Origin of the sequence: Nostoc sphaeroides, assembly GCF_003443655.1 — a bacterium.
Taxonomy (GTDB): domain Bacteria; phylum Cyanobacteriota; class Cyanobacteriia; order Cyanobacteriales; family Nostocaceae; genus Nostoc; species Nostoc sphaeroides.
This window is the reverse complement of sequence record NZ_CP031941.1, coordinates 1,833,923-1,852,323: the sequence shown is the minus strand read 5'-3', so window position 1 is coordinate 1,852,323 and position 18,401 is coordinate 1,833,923. Positions and strand designations below refer to the sequence as shown.

Sequence of the window (18,401 nt, the reverse complement as noted above, 5' to 3'; positions counted from 1 at the left end):
GAATTACGAATTACGAATTACGAATTATTCGGTCAACCATTCAAAAAATCGATAAGACATAGCCGTTCTAAAGGCATCTATTGCTTCAGTAAAAGTGTTCAAAGGTTTAGAAGCCCATCTTCGTCTCAAGCCACCAGTCATCTGATGCCAAAGAATAAAAGTATATGCACAAAAAACAAGGATCTAACTCATAGATTGCGCTTTGGCTGGATGCTGGAAATATGAGATTGTACCTGCACTCCTCAGAAGAAGCTCTCGGTACTTATGAGGAGTGCAAGAGACTGGTTAAAGAGTGCCAGAGAGAAGACGAGTTATTAATGTTTTTTAGTTAGATGTGACGAAATGCATATTTTGACTGATGGGGTCAAAACCTCTAGAAAACCGCGTGCTGTTATCGTAGTAAGCGCCGGTCAGATTCGCTCCATACAACTTAGCATAGTTGAGTTTTGCTCCCCGAAGATTTGCTTCATTCAGTTTTACACCGCTCAAATTAGCTCTGGTCAAGTTTGCTTTGGCTAAGTTGGCTCTACTCAAATCTGCTCCCCAGAGTTTAGCTTTAGCTAAGTTTGCTCCACTCAAGTCAGAACCCCATAAATTGATTCCAGGCAAATAGGCTCCAATCAGCTTGTCCCTACTCAAATTGACGGCTGGAAAATATCTTTCTCCTGCGGCAAAACGTCGTTTTAATTCCTCAGCATTCATGCGTCCCGTTCACCTTCGTTAGTAATACAGAAGTTATTTGTTCCCATTCCTGGCTTAGTTCTCCTAAAAACTCTGGCTGACCACTGCGACGATACCAGAAATGGGCATTGTTCAAATCGCCTTCTTTGTGGTGCAGGTAAGCATGAACCCAGGCACTATCAGCATCACTGGCATTCTGAACTATTTCATGAGCTTTGTTCCAATCACCTTTCTTGTCATGCCACATTGCTTGCAGACCTTTTGGAAGTGTCTGAGGACATGGGCGCTGCTTTTCCATCAATCGCAGGAATTCCTCTGTATTCACGATCGCCACCTAACAAAAATCAAACTTCTACCTCTAAGATACTCTTCAGCTTAAGGGACTTCCAAATAAAAAAATATTCCTTAGAGCAGGCCTTTTCTTTGGCTCTACTTGACTGGAATAAGTTCAAACTTGAAAGTACCGATCAAACGGTCATCAATATAGACCTCTATTCTATGCTTACCAAGGGGATCGCCAGGAGCGATCGTCCAAAAATTCTCAATCACACCGTCTGGAGCCGACTGTGTGCGTCGTGTCACAGATGTAGTGCCATCTGCTGATATTGAGAAGTCTTCACCGTTATCTGTACCCCAAGTTTCTGGAGGTTTTGGTAAATGCAAGACTTCGCGCCATTTCACTTCACCTTGGTAGTCTTTGAGTTTAATCCGCCATCCGTAGGCGTTTCCTTCCTGAAGTGGCACTCTTGTTGTCCGCAAAATGGTAACGTTACCTTTGGAGTCAACTCTCTTCAGCCCGAACTCGGTGTTACTAACAGTAATCTGTTTTGTATTCGTTGGCGCAGGAGATGAGATAACATTTTCTACCAAAACAGAAGTAGCGTTGATTGGCTTAGAACCTATGACCCCAAATATTAGCCAAGAAAAAACTAGCACAGCAGTAGTAGTCCAAATTCTCATTAGAATAGTTTTCCTGTCAGACTTTTGGTACTTATTCAAGTAATCTGACATGTTTTCCGGGTCAAGGCTATCTTTAAGCCAAGTTTTACAGGCGATAACACTGTTGAGCCGTTCGCGCAGCGTCTCCGACAGGAAAAGGCAACTAGGAGTAGTTCACAACCGCACCTTATACAACTCGAATAATTCCCCTGATTTGTGCGTTACGACTTTACCACCAGCCGCCTTAATCGTTTTTTCCCACTCAGCTACAGGCTCTAAAAACACCTCAGCACCTAAATAAGTTTCCAAAACTGCCCAATCTTCTGCTAGAGGCTGTTCTGGATTGAGAACGTCAAACACAAAATGTCCACCTGGTTTTAATACGCGCTTGACTTCTGCTAGTACAGCATTCCAGTATTCGAGGGGAAAATAGCAGCTAAATCCTGTGGCGATCGCAATATCAAATTGCTCTGCTGAATAGTTTAACTGATGAGCGGCTCCCAATTCAACACCTTTGAACAGCTTAGAATTCAACTGTGGCCCACGAGAATTAAGGGTATCCCGTGCCACATTACTGATTTCTTGCCCATGAAAAAATGCTTGCCAATCGCGCCAAGGATAAATTAAAAAGCTGATACCACAGCCTATATCTAAACAGTGCTGGTTCTTTTTAGGTTCAGCAATTTCCCAAAAAGGCGAAGCAATTCTTCCTGAGAAACTACCTCCAATCCACTCGCCAAATATCGGCATCGCCTGTACTTCTGCTGGGAGTTCAAAGGTTTCACGTTGATACTCTCGGTTAAAGCGATAGGCTATTTGGGCTAATCTTTCGTCCCAGTTGCTTGATTTGGGTGAACTAAAGAGATTTTGGAACTGCGAATCGGACTTTTTAGACATTCGTTATTTATTTTACTGAACTGATGTTTGTAGTAAAGCAGATTGAAATGGTTGCAATAGAATGCCAAGAATCTTGTTAACATCACTAATATAGTATTCCATTATATCAATGTATGCTGTTAGTCCTTCCAACATTAAAAATCGCCAGTTAGTTCCACTGGTGACAACGCCATATATTATCTTAACTTCTTGTTGAGTATTGTGATTGAATAATTGGGCAGCTATCATAGTGGCAATACATTGTCCTAAACCACTTTTGATATTTTCATTTTTGGCCTCAACAATTGTAAGTATAGGCGCTTGAATGTAAAACTGTTCTTCAGAACCACAGAGAATGAAATCACAAAATCCATTCAATCCTTTACTACTATCTACATCAAAGTCTGTGCCAGAAAACAGTGATATTTGATAATTTAACTGCCGTCTAACTTCCGTGAGAACTGGCATAATTAGTAATTCTGAGCGGGCTTTTTCAGTGTTAATAGCAGTTGCTAGTTGAATATATTCTTCTAAGAGCGTTGTTAAAGCGGCGGAAGGTTGAATAGGCGACACATCCTTGAAAAGATTGCGCTTTTCATCAATTAGAAGTTGAAAAGTCTCTCGAACTTTGGCAAGTGTGAAATCACTGTATGCCATCTGCAACATCCTCAATGATTTATTAAGTTAACTCTAACAGTTGTGCAGACAATATAAATGACTGTAGGGTAGACATTAGAATGCCCACCCTACAAGCTAGCCTTTCAGCAAACAGACTTTAAATTAGCCTAAATCGAAAAGCAAGATTTCACCGCCGATGTTGGTGCTAATTTCTAGCTGTTCTTCGCCGTTGATTTGTACACCATCGCCGGCTCTGAGTTCCTCGCCATTTAAGTTAACTATACCTTGGGCTATTTGTAACCAGGCATAGCGATCGCGTTTAACTTGATAATTAACAACATCGCCTGACTCTAAAATAGATGTATATAACTCAACATCTTGGTGAATTGTCACAGCACCATCACGCCCATCTTTAGAGGCAATTAAGCGAAGTTTACCGCGCTTTTCTTCGAGAGGAAAAGCTTTTTGTTCGTATCTTGGCGTTATTCCTTCTCGATCGGGAAGAATCCAGATTTGTAGCAGGTGTAGTGGTTCAGTTGGCGAAGGATTAAATTCACTGTGACTGATTCCAGTTCCAGCGCTCATAATCTGTGCATCACCAGGGCGAATCACCGATCCAGTACCCAAGCTGTCTTTATGCTCTACAGCACCTTCTAAGACATAAGTGAGGATTTCCATGTCACGATGGCTGTGGGTAGGGAATCCAGCACCGGGGGCGATGCGATCGTCGTTAATCACTCGCAGAGAGCGAAATCCCATGCGGTTGGGATCGTAAAAACTACCGAAGGAAAATGTGTGATAACTATCGAGCCAGCCCATTTTAGCGTGACCACGAGCGTTGCGATCGTGAATTAGATGGGTAATTGTATTTTGAGACATATATTTACCTCGTTGTTAATGAGTATTTAGTTAGAGTTAGGAGTTAGGAGTTAGGAGTTTGGAATTAGGGGTTTGGAACCAGAATAGAATTAGATGCTTTTTCACTAACCGACAGCTTATTGAAGTTGAAGTATTAATCTTGATGTATCGCTTGTCGAAGATATTCTAAAGTTTTTCGACCTAGTTTTGAACTATTTCAATAGTAAAGTATATACATAAAAATGAAAAGTACGCACTTAAAAGTGACGTACTTACCAAAAAGATACTATTAGATTTACGAAAGACTACTTTTATCAAAAGTGCTTATTTTACACCAGCAGGGATCTTTTGAGTTTTAGTAGTAGCCGTTTTGCCATTCTCTGCCTTAATTTCTGCTACTTGTAGATGAGCTTCTAAGAACCAGAGTCGTTTGTCAATAGTGCGAGAAATTTCGGTGTAAAGGTCGGCGGTATCGAGGTCGCCTAATTCATCAGTTTTATCGATCGCTTCTCTAATATGTTTACCATAGAGTGCATAACGATCTGACAAGGCTGTTACATGATCTTTACCATCCAAAATATCTAAGGGATATTCTGGCAAAATTGAATTACTAGCTGCGGCGCGGGCTGTTCCAAAAGCGTATCCGCCTAAAGCTGTAACGCGTTCAGCGACCATATCGATGTATCCTTCTAATTCCCCAGCAAGTTCATCAAATAATAAGTGTAACTGGTAAAAGTCAGTACCTTTAACATTCCAGTGCGCTTGCTTTGCTTGGGTTTTCAAATCTGAAGTAGCAGCCAAAGTTTGGTTGAGAAGTACCACTATTTCCACTCGCGCTTCGGCGGGAATGTCAATGCGGGTAGGGTACAAACGTGATGTAATGCTGTTGTCGCTCATGATTCTACGTTGTTAATGCCTTTTATATCTAACTCTACAGAATTGCAAGGCTTGGCGAAACTCTCTGACGATGGATTGAATTAATGCCTGAATGTGTTACTGTTTATTACTATTAGTTAGATCCGATGATTTTCTATGGTATTAAATGTACCACCGAAAAGGCGATCGCGAATAAGATCATTGTGTAAAAAGTCATGGGGAAAACCCAGTTCAATTTGACTCACTTCATTTAAACGTTGCAAATGTTCTGGCGAGAGGGTGATATCTAAAGAAGCTAAGTTATCTTGAAACTGCGTTAATTTACGTGCCCCAATTATCGGAATAATCACACCATTTTGAGCGTGTAACCAAGCTAATGCTACCTGTGAAGGTGTGTGTCCAATTTGAGCTGCAACTTCACTGACAACTTGAGCGATTCGCTAAATTCCGTTCTGAAATAGTTCCTAATGCTGCATTTGCTAATCTTCCTTGTTCATCGCCTGCTTGAGGAGGCTGATTATACTTACCTGTCAGCACACCACCACCTAAAGGCGACCACGGTGTTACTGCTAAATCTAAGGCTTTAGCCATCGGTAGCAAGTCACGTTCTGGGGTTCGTTGAATTAAACTATACTCAATTTGCAGGGCGACAAATTGCGTCCATCCTTGGTATTGGGCGATGGTATTTGCTTGGGAAACGATCCAAGCGGGTGTGTCAGAAATACCGATGTAAAGTACTTTACCTTGACGGACTACATCATCAAGCGATGCCTACGGCGGGCTACGCCTACGCAATACTTCTTCAATAGGTGTTGTAAAATCCCAAGCGTGTAACCAGAATAAATCAATGTAATCGGTATTGAGTCGTTTCAAGCTACCTTCTAAAGACTGAATTAAATTTTTGCGATGGTTTCCACTGGCGTTAGGGTCGCCCTTTTTGTTATTCATCTGCAAGGGAAAGGAATATTTTGTCGCAACTACAAAGCGTTCCCGTTCTAAGCCAATCAACTCGCCGACAATTTTTTCACTGCTACCATCGGTATAACCGTTGGCGGTGTCAATGAAATTTCCCCCTGCTTCTACATAGCTATCAAAGATTTTACGACTTTCGTCAACAGATGCACCCCAACCCCAATCTTCACCAAAGGTCATGGTTCCCAAGGAGAGTTCAGAGACTCTTAACCCGCTTTTGCCCAAGAGTTTGTATCTCATAAATATTTTCTCATTAATGAAAAAACTAAGCAAATACCATTCCAAAGGCATGATAACTGGAAACAGGGGGCAATGTTTGTGGACAAGCTTTTTAGTATTTGTATTATCGTATTAACTAGTTCCGTGGGTTTAAGTCCCCCGGTTCTAAAACCGGCAAGTTTTGTGTTGGGGTTAAATCCCCATTACAAAACTTAATTACGAATTACGAATTACGAATTACGAATTACTTTAAGTAGTCAGACAGAATTAATTACACAATGTCATTGCGAATGGAGCGAAGCGGAATGAAGCAATCGCAAGGGCTGGGATTGCTTCGCTTCTCTTCGAGACGCTAACGCGAACGCTCGCAATGACTGTAAATATTTTTGTCCGACTACTTATCTAAATGCGATCGCTTCCAAAAATTAACCCACCTTTTTTGTACTTGGCAACGGCAGTCGCTACAATAAGCCAAAGTCCAAATCAAAACAAGACATAATGACCTACACCTCGCCCAAACTACTTACCTTTGAGGAATTTATAATCCAATATGCTGACAATACACGCTACGAATTAATCGACGGACAACTAAGAGACATGGAACCTACAGGGCCACACGAAGCTGTTGCAGGTAGTATTGCTGGTAGAATCTATATCGAAATTTTTAATTCTAATTTAAACTGGCTAATTCCAAAAACTTGTTTGATTAAACCACCTGCGGCTGAAGCTACAGCGCTGCGTCCTGATGTAATTGTTTTAGATAAAGCAGAAGTTAATAAAGAACCGCTTTGGCAAAAAGAACCTATTATTTGTAACGGCAGTACTATTAAACTTGTTGCTGAAGTTGTAAGTACAAATTGGCAAGATGATTATGCAAGAAAAGTGGAAGAATACGCTTTTCTTAACATTCCAGAATATTGGATTGTAGATTTTCGTGGTTTGGGTGGTTTGCAATTTATTGGCAATCCGAAACAACCCACATTCACTGTTTGTCAGTTAGTTAACGGTGTGTACGAGCAGCAACAATATCGCTTAGGAGATACTATTTCGTCTGAACTCTTGCCAAATTTACAACTTAAGCTAGACGACATTATGCATATTTAACAAATTAAATTTTGTTTTGACTGAGGTAGATCGGATTATTTAGCACTGCATTACTGAGGTAAGAGCGATCGCTAAGGTTTTCTAAGCTAGAATACCAAAGTTGTATTTATACACATCTGCCAACTCAGTTATTTTTATGAATTACTACGTAATCTACGACGGGAATTGTAATCTCTGCGTTACCTTAGTGCGATCGCTAGAAACCTTAGACCAAGGAAAGCTATTTCGCTACAGTCCTATGCAAGATGAGCAAACACTTTTACAGTGGGGAATTACAGCCCAAGACTGTGAACAGGGAGTGATTTTAATTGATGGTAACGATCCTCAGAGACGTTGGCAAGGTAGTAACGCGGCTGAAGAAATTGGGCGATTATTGCCAGCAGGAAGTATATTTGTAGACGCTTATCGAGCCTTACCTGGGATGAAATGGGCAGGCGATCGCTTTTACGAACAAATCCGCGATAATCGCTATGCAATCTTTGGTAAACGTTCTAATACATATCAATCGTCGTACTGTGTGGATGGGAACTGCAATTAAGACAAGACGCGATGAATCGCCGTCTCTACAATAATCAGACGCGATGAATCGCGGATTTGTGATCTAAAATTTTCATCAAAAAACCTTAACCAAAACTTATTGCCCTGTCTGCTTCACAACTGAATTTGTCATTAGAGAGAATTTATTCTCGTAAAAAATCCGCCTCCAGGTGCTAGCTAAAAGCTCGGTAGACCAACCATTATGCTATCTGGCGTGTTTGTAAATATTGTGCAATCCATGACATTTGCGATCGCGCCATGATTCGGCACAACAAACTGGAACTGATGGGAGGATACTGCGTGAGAATAGGTGCTAACTACTTGGGTGACGGAGAGTGTGAATTTACAGTTTGGTCTCCGCTATTAGAGAGCGTCACTGTACAAATTTTGACGCCAGAACAGCAGTTAATTCCGCTCAAGCCTCAGTCTGAGGGATACTGGCAAACGAAGGTTAACGATGTATATCCAGGTACGCTTTATCGGTATGTCTTAAATGGGCAAGACGCTTTTGCTGATCCTGCGTCGCAGTATCAACCAGAAGGGGTACATGGGCCGTCGCAAATTGTCGATCAACAGTTTGAGTGGACAGATGAAGGGTGGGCTGGGATTCCTGTAGAGTCGATGATTTTTTATGAAGTTCACGTTGGGACTTTCACGCCTGAAGGAACTTTCACTGCGATTATTCCCCGTTTACCGGATTTGAAAGAACTGGGAATTAACGCCATTGAAATCATGCCTATCTCTCAATTTCCGGGAGATACGCATATTGAAGCTTCTCTTGCATACCGCAACTGGGGTTATGACGGCGTTTATCCTTATGCTGTGCAAAATTCTTACGGTAGCCCAGCCGAACTGAAACAACTGGTAAATGCTTGCCATCAACACGGAATTGCCGTAGTGCTGGATGTGGTGTATAACCACTTTGGGCCAGAAGGCAACTATATGAGTCAGTTCGCGCCCTACTTTACAAAAACCTATAAAACACCTTGGGGCGAAGCGCTGAATTTCGACGATGCTCATAGTCAGGGTGTGCGAAATTATTTTATTGAAAATGCGCTTTACTGGTTGCGCGATTTCCACATAGATGCATTGCGGCTGGATGCCATTCAAGCAATTTACGACTTGGGGGCAAAGCATTTTTTATGGGAACTGGCGGAAGCAGTTCATCATTTTTCAGAACAAGGGCAAAAATGGAAACGCCATTTAATTGCCGAAAGTGACCTGAATAATCCCCAAATAATTCGTCCAGCAGAATTGGGTGGATATAGTCTTGATGCCCAGTGGAGTGATGATTTTCACCATTCATTGCACGCACTCTTGACAGGCGATCGCCAAGGATATTATCAAGATTTTGGGCAAACTGCTCAGTTGGCAAAAGCTTATGAAGATACTTTTGTCTACGATTGGAAATATGCACCACATCGTAAGCGATTTCATGGCGTATCTTGCCGCGATCGCCCTTTATCACAGTTTTCTGTCTGCATCCAGAATCACGATCAAATCGGCAACCAAATGAAAGGGGAACGCCTCAGCTTGCGAATCTCTTTTGAGGGATTAAAGTTAGCTGCTGGGGCTGTGCTATTGTCGCCCAATTTACCCCTGTTATTCATGGGAGAAGAATACGGTGAAACAGCACCCTTCATTTACTTTGTTAGTCACTCCGATCCAGATTTAATTCAAATGGTGCGAGCCGGACGCAAAGAAGAATTTGAAGCATTTCACTATGCAGATGATCCCCCAGATCCCGAATCGGCAGAAACTTTCCTAAAGTCTAAACTTAATTGGGAATTACGTAATAACGGTAAGCACAAAGTTCTGTGGGATTGGTATCGCCAGTTAATTAATTTCCGCAAGACGCATCCAGCACTTTTGAATCAAGAGCGCAACTCTATCCAAGCGACTAGCGATGAAGAGAAGCAGTTGGTAATAGTGCGCCGTTGGTGCGAATCCAGTGAACTAATATTTGTGATGAACTTCAATTCGTCTCCAGTGACAGTGAATTTGCCGTTTGAGCAAAATGCTAATAAATTGTTAGACTCTGCTGATACCTCATGGTCTGGACATGGTTCTGAAGCTGCGGAACATCTTTCTGTAGGTCAAGAAGTGAAATTGCAACCTACTAGTTTAGTCCTCTATGAAAAAGGATAAGAGGGAAAGTTAAAACTTAAAGTTTCAGCCTCATAACCTCAACGTTTAAGTAAAAAGGCTCAACGTCCGAGTAAAAAGGCTCAACGTCCGAGTAAAAAGGCTCAACGTTCGAGCAAAAAGGCTCAACGTTCGAGTAAAAAGGCTCAACGTTCGAGTAAAAAGGCTCAACGTCCGAGTAAAAAGGCTCAACGTCCGAGTAAAAAGGCTCAACGTCCGAGCAAAAAGGCTCAACGTCCGAGCAAAAAGGCTCAAACTCCCCCATCTCCCGGTTGGTGAGCGAAGTCGAACCACATCCCCCTCACTCCCCACTTTGTACAGACGCGATTCATCGCGTCTCTCCCCATCTACATCGCGTCTCTCCTCATTCCCCACTCAAAAAAAATATGCGAATTCCTACCGCCACTTACCGTATCCAATTTACACCTCAGTTTGGCTTTGACAACGCCAAAGCGATCGCAGCTTATCTAGCAGATTTAGGTATTTCCGATTTGTATGCTTCCCCGATTTTCAAAGCAAGATCCGGGAGTACCCACGGCTACGATATAGTAGATGCCACTCAACTTAACCCAGAACTGGGAACTAATGAATCCTTTGATGCATTAGTTGCTGAAGTTCAATCCCTTGGTATGGGCTGGTTACAAGATATAGTGCCCAACCACATGGCTTATAGCAGCGAAAACGATTACTTGATGGACGTATTGGAACACGGCCCAGATTCCAGCTATACCGACTACTTCGATCTTTCTTGGAATGCTCCCTTTGGCGATCGCCAAGAGCGAATTCTCGCTCCTCTCTTAGGAGATTTCTATGGTACATCCCTAGAAAACGGACACATTCAACTGCAATACGAACAAAACGGTTTAACCGTCAACTATTACAGCTTGAAACTGCCACTGCGGTTAGAATCTTACACAAAATTTATCACTCATAATTTAGGTAAACTCACCCGCACACTAGGACGCAATCATCCCGATTTTATTAAGCTATTGGGGATTCTCTACATTCTCAAAAGTGTGCCTTCAGAAGTTGCCGGAAAACAGCGACAAGACCAAATCGCCTTTATTAAAGGATTAGTTTGGGAACTCTACACCACAAACGATGCTATCCGTGAGTTCGTTGATGAAAATATCAAAACTTTTAACGGAGAACCCGGTAATTCCGAAAGCTTTAACCTCTTAGATGATTTACTCAAGGATCAATTTTACCGCCTCGCCTTCTGGAAAGTTGGCGCGGAAGAAATGAACTATCGCCGTTTCTTTACTGTCAATGAATTGATTTCCGTTAAAGTTGAAGAAGTGCGGGTTTTTAATAATACCCACAGCCTAATTCAAAAGCTGGTTGAAGAAGGCAAATTTACTGGTTTACGGATTGACCATATTGATGGACTTTATAACCCAATCCAGTATCTCGAAAGGCTGCGGGAAAAGATGGGAGATGTTTATATCACCGTCGAGAAGATTTTAGAACTCACCGAAGAATTGCCGGAAAACTGGGAAATTGAAGGAACGTCTGGTTATGACTTTCTCAACTATGTAAATGGTGTATTTTGTCAAGTTGAAAATGAATCATCCTTCGATAAAATTTACCAGAACTTTATTAGTTCTAGAGTAGATTATACCTCAGTAGTGAAGGATAAAAAGCACCTGATTTTAGAAAAGAATTTAGCAGGTGATATTGACAATCTGGCACTTTTATTAAAGAACGTTTCCAGCAAATATCGCTATGGCAATGATTTTACACTGAATGGATTAAAAAGAGCGATCGCCGAAGTTTTGACACTGTTCCCGATTTACCGTACCTACATTACACCCGATGGAATTGGAGAAAGCGATCGCGCTACCATTCAAGAAGTAATCGATCAAGCCAAAGAACAAGCGCCCCTATTGCAGAACGAACTGACCTTTATTGAAAAGTTAATGCTGCTAGAGTTTGATAATTCTCTGACTCAAACAGAACGCGAACAGTGGATATATTTTGTCTTACGGATGCAGCAATACAGTGGGCCATTAATGGCAAAAGGCGTAGAAGACACCACATTATATGTTTATAATCGGTTGCTGTCGCTGAATGAAGTCGGGGGAAATCCTGGTCATTTTGGCATCGACTTAGCCAAATTTCATGCATTTAACAAACAGCATCAAGAAACCTGGCCACACACAATGAACACCACAGCTACCCACGACACCAAACGCGGCGAAGATGTGCGGGCCAGATTGAACGTCCTCTCAGAAATCCCCGATGAATGGGATCAGCAGGTAAATACCTGGAGTGCCATGAATCGAGGACATCGTAGCCATCGCCACGGGTTCGCTATGCCCGATCGCAACGACGAGTATTTTATCTATCAAACCTTGGTAGGGGCGTTTCCCTTTGCCGAACAAGACCATGCATCCTTCGTGGAACGGGTGAAAGACTATATAATAAAGGCAATTCGAGAAGCGAAAGTGCATACAGCCTGGTTGCGGCCTGATAGCGAGTATGAAGAAGCTTGTACCTCCTTTATTGAAAAAGTACTCGACCCTTCCCTCTCCGGCGAATTTTTAGAAGCCTTTCGTCCCTTTCAACAACGAATTGCAGAGTATGGTATCTTCAATTCCCTTTCCCAAACTCTACTGAAGATTACCGCCCCAGGCGTACCCGATTTATACCAAGGAACAGAACTTTGGGAACTAAGCCTAGTTGATCCAGACAACCGTCGCCCGGTAGATTTTGAACAGCGACGCACCTACTTAAGCGCCATCCGCGAACAAGCGAAAACCGACACTCTAGGTTTGATTCAAGAATTGCTGAGTAATAAAACCGACGGTAGAATCAAACTGTTTTTAACGGCTCAATTACTGCAAGCTAGAACAAACTATGTCTCATTATTCCAGGACGGCGATTATTTACCATTAGAAATTCAGGGAACCCACGCCAAGCATATAATCGCCTTTGCGCGACGGGAAGGCAATCAAACAGCGATCGCGATCGCCCCTCGTTTTTTAACAAACCTCATTCAGCCAGGAGAAAACCCCTTAGCCGAGTCAGTATGGCAAGATACACACCTATTATTACCCCCTGGAACTCCCTCCACCTGGAAAAACGTCATCACTCAACAACCCTTACAGGCAACAGAAACATTATCTATCGGATCTGCCCTCGCCCATTTCCCAGTCGCCCTATTAGTTAGTACTGCCGAGTAAAAACCATAAATCTATCTCACGCAGAGAAATGCCGTAAAATCTCTGCGTACCTTTGCGATTTCCTTTGCGCTCCTATGCGTTAAAAAAAATTCCTCCAACCTCCTCACACCCCGTCAAATTAAATTATGATCACTTCCCCAGTACTTACCGCCACGCAGATAGACACCGTGCGATCGCACATCAAAAAAACCTGGAAAACCTTAACGCGATCGCACGAACACTTATTACAATCTGCCAAAGATACCAAACTAGATCACAAAACCGGCACTCCCTGGATCGTCTACATTTCCCCCTTAGAAGATTGTCCCAACATTCAGACAGTGTTAGAGCGATCGCTATCTTCCAAAGATATGCAAGCAATCGAAATTCGCACTTTGCCCTCAGAAGTCGAAGCGATTAAACAGCATGGCTTACTATACCTACCAGGGCCTTATGTCGTCCCAGGTGGCCGCTTTAACGAAATGTATGGCTGGGACAGCTACTTTATATTACTGGGACTTTTGCACGATGGAGAATTGGAGCTAGCGCAAAGCCAGGTAGACCAATTATTGTACCAGGTGAAGCATTACGGCACTATCCTCAATGCCAACCGGACTTATATGCTGTCGCGATCGCAGCCTCCAGTCCTCAGCATGATGGTTTTGGCATTATTCCAGCACACCCAGGATGAAGAGTGGTTGAGGACAACCGTACCGCTTTTAGAGCAATTTTACTATTACTGGGTAGTACCGCCCCATTTGAATCCCGGAACCGGCTTATCCAGATTTTATGCCTTTGGGGAAGGCCCAGCGCCAGAAGTTGTGTTCTCCGAGCGCGACGAGGAGGGAAAAAGCCACTACGATCGCGTCAGGGAATATTACCAAAGCTTTGAGGTTGAAGATTATGATGTCAATCTTTACTACAACCGGGAAAATGACGAATTAACTAACCTATTTTATAAGGGCGATCGCACCATGCGCGAGTCCGGTTTTGATATCACCAACCGATTTGGCCCCTTCAGTGCTGATATCCTCCACTACGCTCCTGTGTGCCTCAACACTTTGCTGTATCAGGTAGAACAAGATATGGCGAACATTAACAATATTTTGGGGAACGAACAAATAGAACAACAATGGCGCGATCGTGCAGATATCCGCCGCGATCGCATCGATCAATTTCTTTGGGATGAAGAACGAGGACTCTATTTCGACTATCACTTCCAGAGTGGAAAACACCGCCGCTACGAATTTGCTACCACATTTTATCCCCTATGGCTAGGAATTTCTTCTCCAGCCCAAGCCCAGCGCGTCGTGGAAAATCTCTCTGTGTTTGAAGCCCCAGGCGGAATTTTGACCAGTACTCATATCACCGGTAACCAGTGGGATGCTCCCTTCGGTTGGGCACCATTGACATTCATTGCCGTCCAGGGACTTCACCGTTATGGGTTTCATACAGAAGGCGATCGTATTGCCAACAAGTTCCTGACTATGGTAATTAAAGAATTCGAGCGTCACAATACCCTAGTTGAGAAATATGATGTTGAACGCTGTTCTGCCAACGTTTCCGACGAAATCTCTTTTGGATATAGTTCTAACGAAGTTGGTTTCGGCTGGACAAATGGAGTGATTCTAGAACTCTTAGCAGGCGGTGGGAAAAAAGTTTAAGTAAACCGCGTCTATCTTGAAACCTGTAGTTCTTCGGTGATAAAAAGGATTTGCCCTCATCCCCCAACCTATCCCCCAGGTTTGGGAGAAGGGGAGCCAGAATTTCAAAGTCCCTCTCCCAGATATGGGAGAGGGATTTAGGGTGAGGGCAAAAACTACGGTTCTCAACTTAGATGAGGTTTAAACGTGAGTTCGACAAGTCTTATTTCAATACTGCGTAGGTTTTGAATATTTGTAGGTTGGGTTGAGCTTTAGCGTTACCCAACAAACCCGGCAAAATATTGGGTTTCGTTCCTCAACCCAACCCAATACGGTTCGGTTAAGCCAAAAGACGCGATAAATCGCCGTCTCTACAATAATTAATCCTTTGTCTTGACGGCGATTTATCGCGTCTTTGTGATTTAGAATTTTCATCAAAAAACCCTAACCGAACCGTATTGCAACCCAACCTACACATTTTTTATTTTTTTGCCAAAACCTACGCAGTATTGAGTCTTATTTGACCTCTCCCCCAGCCCCTCTCCGACGCCCAGAGGGGAGCAAAAAGCTTAATTTTTCATTGCTCCTTCCTCTCCGTTTCCCAGAGGGAGGCTGGGAGGGAGAGGTTCATCGAACTCTTAAGAAATAAGGCAGGAGGCAGAAGGAAATGTCCAGGACTTACGCAACTGGCACATAGGTTATTTAGTACAGCTTTTTTGTATGGCACAGTAAGAATTTGAGGATTTTAATTGATTTTTTTAATAAAAAATTGTCAAGTATATTTTTTTTTGAAAAAAGATAAACTAAACATATTTTTATTGAAAACTTTTAGTTAAATATTGTAACTAAATATTGTGAATTGCTTAAATTACTGAAATACTTGTATCCAAGATTACTTGTTATGAATAGTAATTATATTAAAGTACTAAAAATCTTGATTATTTACTTAGCATAACAAGTAGTTTTAATATTCTCAGTTCCTGTTTCATATTAACGGTCAAAAATCGAAAATAACAACAACCTAGAAACTCATGAGAAAGCTTCGATCTTTATATATTGGAGCAGTTTTGGCTGCTTTACCCTTAACTTTAGCAACCAAACCTGCTATTGCCGTAAGTATAGTTACGAATGGTGGATTTGAACAGCCCGTAATAGCACCTGGTAGCTTTACAATTCAAAATCCTATTCCTGGCTGGAGTTTAACACCTGATTCTGCTCCAAACGCTGGTATTGAAGTGCAGAACAATATTGCTGGCAGTCCATATGAGGGGAATCAATTTGCTGAGTTAGACGGTAATGCTGTTAGTGGCATCTTTCAAAACCTAGCTACCACAGTTGGTCAAACATACAAACTAGAGTTTGCTTTTTCACCGCGTACAGGGGTACAAGACAATAGATTAAATGTTTTTTGGGGAGGTAATACTGTTGCTAATCTTGTTGCAAATGGAGTCCAAAATTCTGACAATGTTTGGACAAAATATGTATATGATGTAGCTGCCACAAGTGAAATAACGACTTTGAAATTTGATAATTTGGATGAGCTTTCCGATTCTTTCGGCGCATACATAGATAATGTGAGTGTCACTCCTATTCCAGAACCTTCAACTATGGGAGGTATAGCCTTATGTGTCGGTTTCGGAGCTTTCCTAAAAACTCGTTATTCCAAGAAAGATAAACAAATCGAGAAAGCTTAAATTCAGAAAATTGAGCTACTTAAAATGACTCTGTTGTTAACATAACTTACGCAAGTGGCACAAAATGCAAAATGCGGGCGTCGCTATGCCACGCTCTACAGAATGTAGGTTGGTTGAACGGTAGTGAAACCCAACATTAATAAGAATCTCAATGTTGGGTTTCGTTCCTCAACCCAACCTACATTATAAGTTTTTAAGCGGACATGATATGAGGTGCGATCGCTTTGAGTAGTTTATCAACTTAAAATTGCTCTGACTATTCACGCTATCTGGAAAACCTCTCTCTAAATCTCTCTCCTAAAAGGAGAGAGACTTTGAATTTTCCCCCCTTAGAGCGTCGTGAAGGGGGATTTTAAAGCCTCTCTCCGCTTCGGGGAGAGGTTTGGAGAGGGGTCTTTTTTGTTTTTCACCAGATGTCTATTTGGTTCCAACTGTGGAAACGCTTAATTGTAGCAGCTTACCCAATCAATATCTGCCAGACCGCCGCGATAAGCAGTCCAAGTAACCGCACAGGTTTTTCTTGCCGAATAACCCTCACGAAGTATATCTGTAATTTCTTCGTACAAAGGATTATCTTTCCACAAACATAGCCAACCACCAACAGTTGGTAATGTAGGGTTCATTTGAAGACATACACCCCTTCCTTGTACTTGACTATTTAGATGATATTCCCTAATTGTACCAGATGCAGTGTCAGCCAGAGATGGTGTATTACCCAGCATAACTAAAGCACAAGGTAAACCCAAATACTTGAAAAGTTTCCCATTCATAAACTTTCAGTCCTTTGCTATGTGATTAAATGTCTAGAATTGACAAAATAAATGTCTAATTCTAGACCCAAAGTAGTTTTATTTAACTAAATCAAGCCAAATGAAAGCATATCTGAAAAGTAAAAAACGCATCCTGCCAAACTACTAAACTAGCCTGAGAGAGTTGCTAGAACATTTACTTTTTCAGATTAAAATGCTGATGAAAAACAAGTAAATATTATCAGAGGATGTTTTAAAAGTATTGGGCGAATCTAGTTCGCTACTACACAACATTACTCCACACTTCGACAAGCTCAGTGACCGCCGTCGTGGACTAATGCAAAATCAAGAGTTTGTTAACCTGCGGAGGCAGGTTTTGTATTTCGACTCCGCTCAACACAAGTCTGTGTAGCCGCGATTTCTAATCGCCCAGGCGAGCAATAAATTAGACTTTACAAACATCCTCTGAAATTCATAACCAGATTATGTTAATATTTTCTCACTGATAAGTCAAGTTAATAAAATTCATATTTTTAATTGCAACTATAGTCCTAATTAATCATTAGTAAACAACGAGATCCCCGCCTTCTCGAAGAAGTCGGGGATCTGAGTCTTGCGATTTTCACAAATCAAATAGGATTGCTATATGACACTATTTTATTACTCTGAATAGAGAATATTTAAAACCTTGTTTCTCCAGCTTTTAAAAAGATTGAAGGTCAGCATCTTATTTTTCTGTTTCCAGAGATATAAAACATCGATAAATAAGTAGTGCGGGCAGCGTTCGACTGAGCGCTCACGCCGAAGTCTTGCCCGCTACTACAATATGGGAGCAAGATGCTCCCGCTACTATCAGCAAGGATTTTTATATTCAGCACCTAATTATTCTCATCTTTATGCTTATCATAAGGCTCACCTGTAAAAGGTTGTACGCCACTAACAGGATAAGCATCATCATTAGGCCCAAAAATCCGCATTGCAGCTTCAGAAATATACTGGGTTATCTTCGCAATGATATTGGAAATAGCCATAATATTTGACTCCTTATTTTTGAGTCGCCATTAATTGTGATACCTATACTTTAATGCTGATATTCTTCGCTGGCTCTAATTCTCAATATATTGAGATTATACGCAATGTTTATTCAGATAACTTCGCAATACTTTAATTTCTCAAGAAGCCAAACTTTTATCATTAATTCTAATTGTAACTTAGCCATTTTTTCAACCCCAGTCTGGAAAAGAGGCCGGTAAACAAACTTGCCTTACCAGGATATTATTTTCTTTCATTAGCCACCTGTCCAATTAAAATAATTACATCACAAAG

General features: G+C 41.8%; 16 protein-coding genes and 2 pseudogenes. 6 read left to right on the top strand and 12 right to left on the bottom strand.

What is annotated here, in order from left to right; translation table 11 throughout:
• Positions 1–24 precede the first annotated feature (24 nt).
• From D1367_RS08430 to D1367_RS08390, 9 genes and pseudogenes are all read right to left on the bottom strand, one after another.
• Positions 25–183 (bottom strand): annotated as a pseudogene (locus D1367_RS08430) (IS701 family transposase); the annotation flags it as partial.
• Positions 184–324: 141 nt separating this feature from the next.
• The gene (locus D1367_RS08425) at positions 325–702 is read right to left on the bottom strand and encodes a pentapeptide repeat-containing protein (RefSeq protein WP_118165634.1); all 378 of its coding nucleotides are present in this window, start codon (positions 700–702) and stop codon (positions 325–327) included.
• Positions 692–1,006 (bottom strand): hypothetical protein, encoded by a 315-nt coding sequence (locus D1367_RS08420; RefSeq protein WP_181985109.1) that lies wholly within the window; start codon positions 1,004–1,006, stop codon positions 692–694. Before D1367_RS08420 ends, D1367_RS08425 begins: the two co-directional genes overlap by 11 nt.
• A gap of 104 nt (positions 1,007–1,110) precedes the next feature.
• Positions 1,111–1,641, bottom strand: a complete 531-nt coding sequence (locus tag D1367_RS08415; protein ID WP_181985108.1) for a hypothetical protein — start codon at positions 1,639–1,641, stop codon at positions 1,111–1,113.
• A gap of 153 nt (positions 1,642–1,794) precedes the next feature.
• Positions 1,795–2,517, bottom strand: a complete 723-nt coding sequence (locus D1367_RS08410; RefSeq protein WP_118165632.1) for a class I SAM-dependent methyltransferase — start codon at positions 2,515–2,517, stop codon at positions 1,795–1,797.
• Between the two features lie 12 nt (positions 2,518–2,529).
• Positions 2,530–3,153, bottom strand: coding sequence for a hypothetical protein (locus tag D1367_RS08405; RefSeq protein ID WP_118171231.1), 624 nt, complete (start codon positions 3,151–3,153; stop codon positions 2,530–2,532).
• Positions 3,154–3,276: 123 nt separating this feature from the next.
• The gene (locus tag D1367_RS08400) at positions 3,277–3,993 is read right to left on the bottom strand and encodes a pirin family protein (RefSeq protein ID WP_118165630.1); all 717 of its coding nucleotides are present in this window, start codon (positions 3,991–3,993) and stop codon (positions 3,277–3,279) included.
• A 303-nt stretch (positions 3,994–4,296) separates the two neighbouring features.
• Positions 4,297–4,869, bottom strand: a complete 573-nt coding sequence (gene dps / locus D1367_RS08395) for a DNA starvation/stationary phase protection protein Dps (RefSeq protein ID WP_118165628.1) — start codon at positions 4,867–4,869, stop codon at positions 4,297–4,299.
• Positions 4,870–4,985: 116 nt separating this feature from the next.
• Positions 4,986–6,060: pseudogene (locus D1367_RS08390) on the bottom strand (aldo/keto reductase).
• Between the two features lie 477 nt (positions 6,061–6,537).
• Between D1367_RS08390 and D1367_RS08385 the strand changes: the two are divergent.
• The 5 genes from D1367_RS08385 to D1367_RS08365 all read left to right on the top strand — a co-directional run bounded on the left by D1367_RS08385 (position 6,538) and on the right by D1367_RS08365 (position 14,653).
• Complete coding sequence (locus tag D1367_RS08385) at positions 6,538–7,143, top strand: Uma2 family endonuclease (protein WP_118165626.1); 606 nt, start codon at positions 6,538–6,540, stop codon at positions 7,141–7,143.
• Between the two features lie 136 nt (positions 7,144–7,279).
• Positions 7,280–7,681 (top strand): thiol-disulfide oxidoreductase DCC family protein, encoded by a 402-nt coding sequence (locus D1367_RS08380; protein WP_118165624.1) that lies wholly within the window; start codon positions 7,280–7,282, stop codon positions 7,679–7,681.
• 299 nt (positions 7,682–7,980) lie between these two features.
• Positions 7,981–9,828, top strand: coding sequence for a malto-oligosyltrehalose trehalohydrolase (gene treZ, locus D1367_RS08375; protein WP_118171227.1), 1,848 nt, complete (start codon positions 7,981–7,983; stop codon positions 9,826–9,828).
• A 383-nt stretch (positions 9,829–10,211) separates the two neighbouring features.
• Positions 10,212–13,010, top strand: coding sequence for a malto-oligosyltrehalose synthase (gene treY, locus D1367_RS08370; RefSeq protein WP_118165622.1), 2,799 nt, complete (start codon positions 10,212–10,214; stop codon positions 13,008–13,010).
• A gap of 125 nt (positions 13,011–13,135) precedes the next feature.
• Positions 13,136–14,653, top strand: coding sequence for a trehalase family glycosidase (locus D1367_RS08365; protein WP_118165620.1), 1,518 nt, complete (start codon positions 13,136–13,138; stop codon positions 14,651–14,653).
• A 207-nt stretch (positions 14,654–14,860) separates the two neighbouring features.
• On the opposite strand, the gene D1367_RS30055 is transcribed toward D1367_RS08365, so the two are convergent.
• A complete protein-coding gene (locus D1367_RS30055) occupies positions 14,861–15,067 on the bottom strand; it encodes a hypothetical protein (RefSeq protein ID WP_147337343.1) in 207 nt (68 codons plus the stop codon).
• 596 nt (positions 15,068–15,663) lie between these two features.
• Here D1367_RS30055 and D1367_RS08360 point away from each other — a divergent pair.
• On the top strand, positions 15,664–16,326 hold the full coding sequence (locus D1367_RS08360; RefSeq protein ID WP_118171224.1) for a PEP-CTERM sorting domain-containing protein: 663 nt from the start codon (positions 15,664–15,666) through the stop codon (positions 16,324–16,326).
• A 443-nt stretch (positions 16,327–16,769) separates the two neighbouring features.
• Here D1367_RS08360 and D1367_RS08355 read toward each other — a convergent pair whose 3' ends face one another.
• Both D1367_RS08355 and D1367_RS30620 read right to left on the bottom strand, forming a co-directional pair.
• The gene (locus D1367_RS08355) at positions 16,770–17,096 is read right to left on the bottom strand and encodes a hypothetical protein (protein WP_118165618.1); all 327 of its coding nucleotides are present in this window, start codon (positions 17,094–17,096) and stop codon (positions 16,770–16,772) included.
• 857 nt (positions 17,097–17,953) lie between these two features.
• Complete coding sequence (locus tag D1367_RS30620; RefSeq protein ID WP_181985107.1) at positions 17,954–18,106, bottom strand: hypothetical protein; 153 nt, start codon at positions 18,104–18,106, stop codon at positions 17,954–17,956.
• Between the last annotated feature and the right edge of the window lie 295 nt (positions 18,107–18,401).